The following is a 6,790-nucleotide window of genomic DNA, read 5'->3' on the forward strand; positions in this document are numbered from 1 at the left end:
ACTCGGTCATCTACCCGGGAGACACCATTGCGCTCTCCGGCAGCGGAAACACTGCAGTCGCCGCCACGGTCAGTGCCTCAACATCCGTAACGCCCGCATCCCCTGCCCCCGCAGCGGAGGTGGCCAGTTCCACAAATAACTCGTCGGCTTCGAACGTGAGCCTTGCCAGCTCGGGTTATAGCGAAATCCCCGCAACGTCGACCAACGCGGCTATCCTCGCCTCGGCCAATGCCCAGCTCGGTGCCGGTGCCATCCAGGACTGCACCGTTCTGGGTGAGCAGGCACTGCGGGCCGCGGGCATCAGCGGTGTCGGCGACGAGTCCCCCGAATCGCTGATGGGGTACGCCACCCAGGTCTCCAACCCGCAGCCCGGAGACTTCATCTACTACGCCGACGGAGGCCTGGGCTTCTCCCATAATGCCGTTTACATCGGTGGCGGCCAAGCAATTCACAGTGGCTGGAACGGTAACCAGACTGTCATCAAGAGCGTTGACGTCGGTTCCGGACCGGTCTACTACCGGGTCAACGGCTAAGACGCTGCCCAATAACTGAATAGTACGATCCAAAGTGCCCGGCCGGAAGTATCCAGCCGGGCACTTATCATATCGCCCCAGCGCCGCCGCCCCTGCACAGTAGATATGGCATAAAACGTCAATGCTGAACTGCTACCCCAAGGTCTTATTCAGATCGACCGGGACATACTGGCAGGAATGCATCGCAACCTGCTTGGAATGTGCCTGGATGTACCCCGCCTGGCGGAGGCATACCTAGCGAAGGCATGGTTGCCGAAATGACGAAATTCATCTGTATCAACATCGACCATGCGAATATCTGCGCCGCCCCAGGCAACCTCCTCGCGGTGCCATAGAAATCGACGCCGGTTCATACTAGACAGGGCGAGGATCGCTCTCAACACGCATTCCAGGTCGCCGCCGTTTACAAGTGAGCAGCCGGCAGGAGGGACACCAATCAGGTTCAGATACGCGCCGCCTGGCACAGTCGAGCGGATGCGGAGTGCGCCGTGCAGCCTACGCTGAATATCCCTGACTGGACGGTTATTCGCAGGCTTTGCCGAGGACCTGCCACCCAGCGTCCTGATGGAGTGGACGAAGCTCTCCGCCGTTCCGGAGCGTGTCCCACCGCGGCGCGCAATTGGGATTGCCGGTGGCCGCAGACTTGTCAGTGCTGCTTATGTGTGATCCACCCAGCAGACCAGAACCGCCGAGGCAAGGGCATACGCTGCATCGTGCTGCGTCTTAGACCCATTGGGCCCCAAGCCGACCGGAAGCGCTGTTGCGTCAACCAGCAAAGTCTTGCCATCCCTCAAAAAGGCGACGATTCCGTCACCTGTGGAAAATGACGGCATGCCCAGTCCCAGCATCCCCTTGATGTCTTCCGCGTTGTCTGTGCTCTTCTGGAGTTCAGCGAAGTGCTTTTTGCCCTCAGCCACGTTCGTGGCGTCATGTACGGAGAACACCAGTGGTTTGCCGTCGACGTCGTAGGTGCAGGTGAACATGGGTTTGTCCCATGATGATGAGGGGGTGAGTTCACTCTCCAGACCGAGGACGTCGCTCACGCTTTGCACTACTTGACCGTTGCAGACCATCCGGGCGGCCTCTGAGGGCCCTTGAGCATTCTGATGTTCGGGCTGGTGCTCCCCATGCTCGGCCCCGGACATCTCGGTTCCGTCGGCCATGCTATGGGAGGCCGGGGAACTTGGGGATTCGGGTGAGTCGGAGGCGGTCGCTGCACAGCCGGTCATCAGCAACGAGGCGACGGCGACTGCGCCGAGCAACTTCTTGGGGTCCATCTGAATCTTCCCATCTATGGCTATATTGGGGCCGGGCAATTATCCGAGGCTCCGATAGGCCGGAATCAACTCACGCAGCCCGGTTGGTTTGTAAGCTCTCCGGCGCCCCCCGCCCAAACTGCAGTGGAGTTTCTGGTTCGACCCGCTCCCCCATCCGTGCCTTGCCCGGGCGTAAACATTAGGACGGGATTCACCCTATGGTCTGGATGGATCGAAGGTCGGCGCTTCGGATCTCCCCGATTAGCGGCCTGCTGCGCACACTTTATCCTGTTCATCTTCGACGGCACAATATACGCCGGTCGATCCGTGGGAGTGTCCGAAGCGGTGATGGCAGGACCATCCCCATGAAAGGTACCCCTTGGACCAATCCATGATGTCGGTCACAGCGAATTGCCTGTGCGGTGCAAGGGTTGGACCGCGTGAACCTCAGGAGGAGATCGACATGAAGAAGAAAGTATTTCTGCTGGCCCCCGCCGTCGCGCTGGGCCTGACCGCCATGGCCGGAGCCCCGGCGGTGGCCGACCACGCCGCCGGCTCCTACTCGACCACGTTCCAGGACATCAACGAGACCGGCGCCAGCGGCAGCGCTTGGGTCAATGTCGAGGGCTCCACGGCTACGGTCAACCTTGAGGCCTCCGGTCTCGCCGAAACATTCAACGACGCAGCGTTCCCGCACGTTCAGCACATCCACATCGCCGCCCAGGGAACCTGCCCGACCATCGCCGCCGATGATGCAAACGGCGACGGAATCGTCGACACCGTCGAAGGCCTGCCCTCCTACGGTGAAATCGGCACCACCCTCTCCCTCGGCGATGCCGACAAGAGCCCGGCAGCCGCCACGGACATCAGCGTTGCTCCTTCCGGTGGAGCGTTCACCTACTCGGAGACCTTCGAGTTGAACGAGGACACTCAGGACGCTCTCGCTGATGGAACCGGCGTCATCGTTGTCCACGGCATTGACCCTGCCGGCCTGAGCGAGGCAGCCGCCAGCGCCAAGTCCAACCTGGTTCCGGAACTGCCCCTGGCAGCCACCGCTCCGGCCCTGTGCGGTGCCCTGGAAATGATGCCCGCAGGTGGCGCTGACACCGGCGTCACCACCGCGGCTGCCACCAACGGCGGCAACGGCGGAAGCGAAATCGGCATGATCGCCCTCGGCGGTGGCCTTCTCGCCGCAGCCGGTGGTGCTTACGCCTTGCGCCGCAAGATGGTCGCCGGCCGCTAAGGCTCACGCCTAAACTGTCGATCGTGACCTTGGTTGTGATCCACGCCGAGTGGGACGGCCGCTTCCGCCTATTGGTGGAGGGGCCGTCCCTTTTAATCCCGCCGCTCCCCCGGGCAGAAAATTCAAGCAGTACGCGATGAAAGGGACAACCATGAATATTAGAAGAAACACTCTCGCTATCGTGATGGGTGCAGCCCTGGTTGGAGTGAGTGCATGCGGCTCCCCAGGCGAAGATACCGCCGTCGACGAGCCGGCACCGCAGACATCCTCCTCCTCCAGCATGGCCGCAGGAACACCGCCCGCGACCACCAAGGCGACGGCCGACGAATCATCCTCGCCCTCCATGGAACCATCAACCGATGGGTCACAGTCCTCCCAGGAAGTTGTCATCACCGTCGAGGGCTTCAAGTTTGAAGGCCCGGAATCCGTCAGCCCCGGCGCAACCATCACCGTCGTAAATAAAGATTTAGCCCCGCACACAGTCACGTCCGAAGAAGAAGGAGTCTTCGATGTTCAGTTCGAGGGCGGCGAAACCGTGACCTTCACGGCACCGGAGGAGCCGGGCGAGTATCCATACATCTGCACCATCCATCCGGCCATGATGGCCACCCTGGTGGTCGAATGAAAAGCAGATCATCGACCTCCCGAAGCAGGAACGCCCCACTGCTGATCGTCCTGCGCATCCTGATCGCGGCGGCCCTGGCGATCGATGCGGTCATCCACCTGCAGCTGGCCGGCAACTACCAGCTCGCAGCGCCGGACGGCATAGGACAGGGCAACTTGTTCCGGATTCAATCCGCCGCGGCAATCCTCGCCGCGCTATACGTGTTGATTCGCGGCAGCCGCGCCTCCTATGTGGTCGCAGCCGTGGTGGCGCTAGCCGCGTTCGTCGCCGTCGTGCTCTACCGGTACGTTGATGTACCGGCCATCGGCCCGATTCCCGCCATGTATGAACCGGTATGGTTCTTCGAAAAAACGCTCACCGCCGTGGCCGAAGGCGCCGCAGGCCTCCTGGCCGTCGTCGGCTTCGCGCTACTGGAACGGAGACAGAGACGACACATGAATGACGACGCACGTCAACCATCCTATGACCGGCCCTGAAAAACCATTGCCAGGTGCAGCAAGCAGGAAAATCCCCGCCGGACTGCCCGAGCCGAATACCGGGCTACGGAGCCGGACACAGGCAGGGTTGTGACTTGGCCATGAGACTGTTTTACAAGTCAATCGGTCTCATGGCAGTATCCCGCGGCGATCGTCCGACTACTTACCAGCCGGATCAGTGAACCCAACACCGCTAAACAGACCGGCCGCCGCATAGACAGTCCGGCTGCCTCGGAAAACGTTAGGATTTCCGCGGCAGCCGGCCTTATTTGTGTTTGGGAGGGTGTCCCTTATGTCCGGTCTGAAGCGTTGCGTCGCACCACATAGGTTCCGCCTGCGGCCACAGCCAGGACCAATCCTCCACCGAGGGCGACGACGCCAAGGTTGGAGGCGTTGCCCTGCTCCGTCACACCCGTATCGGCACCGCCTTCTGGCATGGGGCTGACCTGCTGCTCCATTCCGGTGGCGCCGTCCTCTGAGGATCCGGTGCCACCGGCGCTGGAACCGCCATCGTCCATGGAGTTATCCCCCATGGAGCTGCCTGCGGCTTCCACCGTCAGCATGCCGGACATATTCGGATGAATGGTGCAGATAAGGGTGTACTTGCCCGGCTCCTGCGGTGCAGTGAACGACCCCGTCGCGCCGGCGTCAATGATGCCGGTATCGAACGAGCCATCGGCGTCGGTCGCGGTGTGGGGCACGTCGTCGTTGTTGATGACGGTGACCGTGGCACCGGCGGTGACCGGGCCAGAGACTTTGTAGGCGAAGTCGTCAATGGTGATGGTTACTTCAGCGGCCTGGGTCATTGCCGACACCATGGCCGACGTATTGACTGCCGGTCCGGAAGCGGTTGCGATCGAGGCGGTACCCAGGGTTGCGCCGCCGGCCAGTGTGGCAGCGAACGCGATACTGAGAGCTTTTTTGCTGGTGTTCATGATGGTGCCTTTCCGCGGGGATCCAGTCGGTTGAAGTGGTCCTTAACGTTCGACGCAGTTGTGGATTGCACTCAAGACCCACCGCTATATGGGATTCGTCACTTACCGGGGCGACGGATGGGCCGAGGTACATTTTTATTTTTCCTGCCTGATTGTGACCTCATATCCGGTACCCGGTGGAAAGCTACCAATCCATTCAGGTGTTCTCGCCGAATCCTCTATAGGAAGTGGTCGACGGGTAAAGCAGTTGCCTCGCGGCCGCATAAATGGGGGGGGGATCCCATGAACCATATATTGTCATGCACCGATCAGCACCGGCTGAGGACCATCTAATGGACCAGAAGTTTCATCCGGTCGAACTCTTGACGGTGGCTGAAATCGCGGGCGCATTACGCGTGTCCAAAATGACTGTTTACCGCAAAGTGCATTCGGGTGAACTGCCCTCTGTTCAGTTCGGCCGCTCATTCCGTATCCCGGCCACCGCCGTTGAGGCCTACATGCCCGAAGCCAGCGGCTCCCACCCAAAAGGAACGGCGGACTGACTTACTTTCCCGCAGGATGACAGCCCGACCATCCGCGATCTTTTCTTTCGCCTTGCCGAAAGAATTCCTAGAGGAGACAACCATTACTGGACCAACGTCAAGACATCTCCAGCGCGACCGCACCACTATACAAAAGGCGTCGCTTGCCATCGGCGCCGTTTTTCTACTCGTCGGCGTCTTGGGATTTATTCCGGGCATCACAACCAACTATGGGGCGTTGCAGCTCGCCGGGCACGAGTCGAAGGCCATGCTCCTCGACGTCTTCCAGGTTTCCGTTCTGCACAACCTCGTTCATCTGCTTTATGGAGTGGCCGGGATCGTGCTGGCAAAAACGGTATCCGGCGCCCGTACGTACCTGATCGTTGGCGGAGTGATCTACCTCCTGTTGTGGCTCTACGGTCTGCTCAGCAGTGGGTCAGCCGCGAATTTCGTGCCCTTGAACGGGGCGGACAACTGGCTGCACCTCGGGCTGGGCCTCGGCATGACCGCCCTGGCCCTCTTGCTGACCACGCGTACGACCCGAGCGGATAAAGCCCATTGAACCGCCACTGCAGCGGGAACCATTTACCGGCGATGATGAGGAATTCAGGAAGCAGTTCAAGGTCTTGAAACCGCCCGTTGTGGTCAGAACACTCCGCGGACGATACGTGATTCGGATGCAGCGGCACTTACTTTGCAACGCCACCACGCGCAGGCGATGAAAATGTCCATAATCATCCGGGAACAGTACACTGATCCGGAGGTCCGTACCATTGCCTTCGACATTGCGCGGGCACAGCAGCACCAGGAAGGGCAAATTTTGGCCCTGCTGCGGGACTGGGGATTACCGCAGACCACCGGCGCCTCCACAGACACAGAACTTTTCTTACCGTAAAAATTCATTGCATCGCAGACCCCAGAAATTAAGATGATGCAGCAGACGCCCGCCAAGGACATATGGAATGGTCCCTGTACATCGGCTGTGGCCCTCATCGCCGGACTCAGCCAGACGGCATGCAGTATTCTTCGAGCCGGGATAGGCTCGAAGGTATGGACTTTAGATACCTCGGAAACAGCGGCCTCAAGATCTCGGAAATCACCTACGGCAATTGGCTCACCCACGGCTCACAGGTGGAGAACGACGTCGCCACCCAGTGTGTGCATGCCGCCCTCGACGCCGGGATCAGCACTTTCGACACCG

The 6,790-nt window shown here is 60.5% G+C and carries 9 protein-coding genes and 1 pseudogene; 8 read left to right on the forward strand and 2 right to left on the reverse strand.

Translation table 11 applies throughout. The features are described 5' to 3' along the window. Positions 1–533 (forward strand): NlpC/P60 family protein (locus Y707_RS26105; protein WP_173401464.1); only part of this gene is annotated, 533 nt, incomplete at its 5' end. Positions 534–1,189: 656 nt separating this feature from the next. On the opposite strand, the gene Y707_RS0113740 is transcribed toward Y707_RS26105, so the two are convergent. Then, on the reverse strand, positions 1,190–1,810 hold the full coding sequence (locus tag Y707_RS0113740) for a hypothetical protein (protein ID WP_026535509.1): 621 nt from the start codon (positions 1,808–1,810) through the stop codon (positions 1,190–1,192). A 442-nt stretch (positions 1,811–2,252) separates the two neighbouring features. On the opposite strand from Y707_RS0113740, the gene Y707_RS0113745 reads away from it, so the two are divergent. The 3 genes from Y707_RS0113745 to Y707_RS26115 all read left to right on the forward strand — a co-directional run bounded on the left by Y707_RS0113745 (position 2,253) and on the right by Y707_RS26115 (position 4,133). Beyond that, positions 2,253–3,032: a hypothetical protein gene (locus tag Y707_RS0113745; RefSeq protein WP_026535510.1), complete on the forward strand. Its 780-nt coding sequence runs from the start codon at positions 2,253–2,255 to the stop codon at positions 3,030–3,032. Between the two features lie 151 nt (positions 3,033–3,183). Next, entirely contained in the window at positions 3,184–3,657 is a 474-nt protein-coding gene (locus Y707_RS29085) for a cupredoxin domain-containing protein (protein ID WP_162150225.1), read from the forward strand. Continuing rightward, positions 3,654–4,133: a hypothetical protein gene (locus tag Y707_RS26115; RefSeq protein WP_051442014.1), complete on the forward strand. Its 480-nt coding sequence runs from the start codon at positions 3,654–3,656 to the stop codon at positions 4,131–4,133. Before Y707_RS29085 ends, Y707_RS26115 begins: the two co-directional genes overlap by 4 nt. Positions 4,134–4,423: 290 nt before the next feature. Here Y707_RS26115 and Y707_RS29935 read toward each other — a convergent pair whose 3' ends face one another. Beyond that, the gene (locus Y707_RS29935; protein WP_081744874.1) at positions 4,424–5,068 is read right to left on the reverse strand and encodes a cupredoxin domain-containing protein; all 645 of its coding nucleotides are present in this window, start codon (positions 5,066–5,068) and stop codon (positions 4,424–4,426) included. Between the two features lie 332 nt (positions 5,069–5,400). On the opposite strand from Y707_RS29935, the gene Y707_RS26125 reads away from it, so the two are divergent. The 4 genes and pseudogenes from Y707_RS26125 to Y707_RS32870 all read left to right on the forward strand — a co-directional run. Beyond that, positions 5,401–5,610, forward strand: coding sequence for a helix-turn-helix domain-containing protein (locus Y707_RS26125; RefSeq protein WP_035781771.1), 210 nt, complete (start codon positions 5,401–5,403; stop codon positions 5,608–5,610). Positions 5,611–5,626: 16 nt separating this feature from the next. Continuing rightward, positions 5,627–6,151 (forward strand): DUF4383 domain-containing protein, encoded by a 525-nt coding sequence (locus Y707_RS0113770; protein WP_081744875.1) that lies wholly within the window; start codon positions 5,627–5,629, stop codon positions 6,149–6,151. Between the two features lie 132 nt (positions 6,152–6,283). Continuing rightward, entirely contained in the window at positions 6,284–6,484 is a 201-nt protein-coding gene (locus Y707_RS29940) for a DUF305 domain-containing protein (RefSeq protein ID WP_275451218.1), read from the forward strand. Between the two features lie 155 nt (positions 6,485–6,639). Next, positions 6,640–6,790 (forward strand): annotated as a pseudogene (locus tag Y707_RS32870) (aldo/keto reductase); the annotation flags it as partial.

The sequence above is a fragment of the Arthrobacter sp. H14 genome (assembly GCF_000520495.1).
GTDB lineage: Bacteria > Actinomycetota > Actinomycetes > Actinomycetales > Micrococcaceae > Arthrobacter_C.

Bases quoted from the DNA above. Each gene is read 5' to 3' on its own strand.
- Y707_RS29085 (WP_162150225.1), top strand. From the start codon at position 3,184: ATGAATATTAGAAGAAACACTCTCGCTATCGTGATGGGTGCAGCCCTG.
- Y707_RS0113745 (WP_026535510.1), top strand. From the start codon at position 2,253: ATGAAGAAGAAAGTATTTCTGCTGGCCCCCGCCGTCGCGCTGGGCCTG.
- Y707_RS0113770 (WP_081744875.1), top strand. From the start codon at position 5,627: ATGACAGCCCGACCATCCGCGATCTTTTCTTTCGCCTTGCCGAAAGAA.
- Y707_RS26115 (WP_051442014.1), top strand. From the start codon at position 3,654: ATGAAAAGCAGATCATCGACCTCCCGAAGCAGGAACGCCCCACTGCTG.
- Y707_RS0113740 (WP_026535509.1), bottom strand. From the start codon at position 1,810: ATGGACCCCAAGAAGTTGCTCGGCGCAGTCGCCGTCGCCTCGTTGCTG.
- Y707_RS26125 (WP_035781771.1), top strand. From the start codon at position 5,401: ATGGACCAGAAGTTTCATCCGGTCGAACTCTTGACGGTGGCTGAAATC.
- Y707_RS29935 (WP_081744874.1), bottom strand. From the start codon at position 5,068: ATGAACACCAGCAAAAAAGCTCTCAGTATCGCGTTCGCTGCCACACTG.